Source organism: Streptomyces mesophilus (genome assembly GCF_040300965.1).
GTDB lineage: Bacteria > Actinomycetota > Actinomycetes > Streptomycetales > Streptomycetaceae > Streptomyces > Streptomyces mesophilus_A.
In genome coordinates, this window is the sequence record NZ_JBEPEW010000302.1 from 1 (window position 1) to 2593 (window position 2593).

Annotated in this window: 1 protein-coding gene; it reads right to left on the reverse strand. The window is 70.8% G+C overall.

The annotated features are described in order from the left end of the window. Positions 1-2593 (reverse strand): Rne/Rng family ribonuclease (locus tag ABT367_RS41245; protein ID WP_352259098.1); only part of this gene is annotated, 2593 nt, incomplete at both ends.

Consider the following 2593-nt stretch of genomic DNA (forward strand, 5'->3'; position numbering starts at 1 on the left):
CTCCCTCCACTCCCTTTCCCTCCTCGTCGCTCTTCCGATCTGCCTCGGCGGGCTTCTCCTGTTCGGGAGCGGGCTCGGGCTCGGCGGCCAGGGGCGCGGGCTGCTCCGCGGCGGGCTCGACCGCCGCAGACGCTTCCTCGGCCGGCTTGGGCGCCCCTGCGGGGGCCGTCGCCTTACGGGTGGCCCGACGGCGCGTACGGCCCTTGGGCGCCGCGTCCTCGGTGACCTCGGCGGCCGGCTTGGCCTCCTCGGCCTGCGGCTGCTCGGCCTTGGGCTGCTCGGCCTTGGGCTGCTCGGCCTTCGGCTCATTCGCCTTCGGCTCGGAGACCTTGGGCTCGGAGACCTTCGCCTCCGACACTTTCGCCTCGGTCCCCTTGGGCGAACCCGCCGGAGCCGTCGCCTTGCGCGTGGCCCGGCGCCGCGAACGGCCCCTGGACGCAGCGGCCTCGGCCTCGGCGGCGCTGGAGTACAGCTCCTCGTCCGGACGGAAGGTATCCATCGGCGGCTCCGCCGCGGAGGGCTCATCGAGCTTCACCGGAGCCGCCACCTCGGCGGCGACCTCGGCAGCGGACTCGACGGGCTCGACCGCCTCGTGCGTGTGCTCGTGGTGGTCCGCGCCGCCCTTGCCGCGCTTCTTGCTGCGCTTGCCGCCGCCACCGGCGGAGGTGGCCTGCTCCATGTGCACGATGACGCCACGGCCGTTGCAGTGCACGCAGGTCTCGGAGAAGGACTCCAACAGGCCCTGTCCGACGCGCTTACGCGTCATCTGGACCAGACCGAGCGAGGTGACCTCGGCGACCTGGTGCTTCGTACGGTCACGGCCCAGGCATTCGAGCAGCCGGCGCAGGACCAGGTCCCGGTTGGACTCGAGGACCATGTCGATGAAGTCGATGACGACGATGCCGCCGAGGTCGCGCAGGCGCAGCTGGCGCACGATCTCCTCGGCCGCTTCGAGGTTGTTCCTCGTCACGGTCTCTTCGAGGTTGCCGCCCTGACCGGTGAACTTGCCGGTGTTGACGTCGACGACGATCATCGCCTCGGTCTTGTCGATCACCAGCGAACCACCGGACGGCAGCCAGACCTTGCGGTCAAGCGCCTTCGCGAGCTGCTCGTCGATCCGGTACGTGGCGAAGACGTCGACCTCGGAGGTCCACTTCGACAGCCGGTCCGCCAGGTCGGGGGCGACATGGGACACGTATCCGTGGATGGTCTCCCAGGCCTCGTCACCGCTGACGATGACCTTCGAGAAGTCCTCGTTGAAGATGTCGCGCACGACGCGGACGGTCATGTCCGGCTCGCCGTACAGCAGACTCGGCGACGAGGTCGAGATCTGCTTCGCCTTCTTCTGGATGTCCTCCCACTGCGCCTGCAGGCGCTCGACATCGCGGCGCAGCTCGTCCTCGCTCGCGCCCTCGGCGGCGGTGCGCACGATGACGCCCGCGTCCTCGGGGACGATCTTCTTGAGGATGGTCTTCAGACGCGCGCGCTCGGTGTCCGGGAGCTTGCGGCTGATGCCGGTCATCGAACCCTCGGGCACGTACACGAGGTAGCGGCCGGGCAGCGAGACCTGGCTGGTCAGACGGGCACCCTTGTGACCGATCGGGTCCTTGGTGACCTGCACGAGGACCGACTGGCCGGACTTCAGGGCCTGTTCGATACGGCGCGGCCCGTTGGCCATGCCGAGCGCCTCGAAGTTGACCTCACCGGCGTACAGGACGGCGTTGCGGCCCTTGCCGATGTCGATGAACGCGGCCTCCATCGACGGCAGCACGTTCTGGACCTTGCCCAGGTAGACGTTGCCGACGTACGAGGTGGCCTGCTCCTTGTTGACGTAGTGCTCCACGAGCACGTTGTCCTCGAGCACACCGATCTGCGTGCGCTCGCCGTGCTGACGCACGACCATCACGCGCTCGACGGCCTCGCGGCGCGCCAGGAACTCGGCCTCGGTGATGATCGGGACGCGGCGGCGGCCCTGCTCACGGCCTTCGCGGCGGCGCTGCTTCTTGGCCTCGAGACGCGTCGAGCCCTTGATGGACTGGACCTCGTCGCTGGCCTGCTCGCTCTCGGACTTCTTGGCACGCGGCTCGCGCACCTTGACGACCGTGCGCTCCGGGTCACCGTCGCCCGGCTCGCTGTCCGCCGGGCTGTCACCGGAGCGACGGCGACGGCGGCGACGGCGACGGCTGCTGCTGCTCGAGCCGCCCGCGTCGCGGTCCCCGTGCTCCGCGTCGTCCTCATCCGACTCGTCGGATTCGTCGGAAGCCTCGGCGCCGTCCTGCTCGTCGGCGGAGTCCGAGGCGTCCTCGTCCTCGCCACCGTCCTGATCGGAGGCCTCACCGCGACGACGGCGACGGCCGCCACGACGGCGGCGACGGCCCGAACGGCCGCCCTGGTCCTCTGCGTCCTCGCCGTCGGCGGACTCGCCCTCGGCGCCCTCGACGTCGTCCTGCTCGTCGGCGGCGACGTCCTCGTCGGACGCCTGAGTGGTCTCCTGCACCGGCTCGGCGGCAGCCTCGGCCGGCTCACCGCGGCGGCGCCGGCGACGGCGCGAACCGGCGGGTGCCTCGGCCGGCTCCTCGGCCTGCGGGTCACG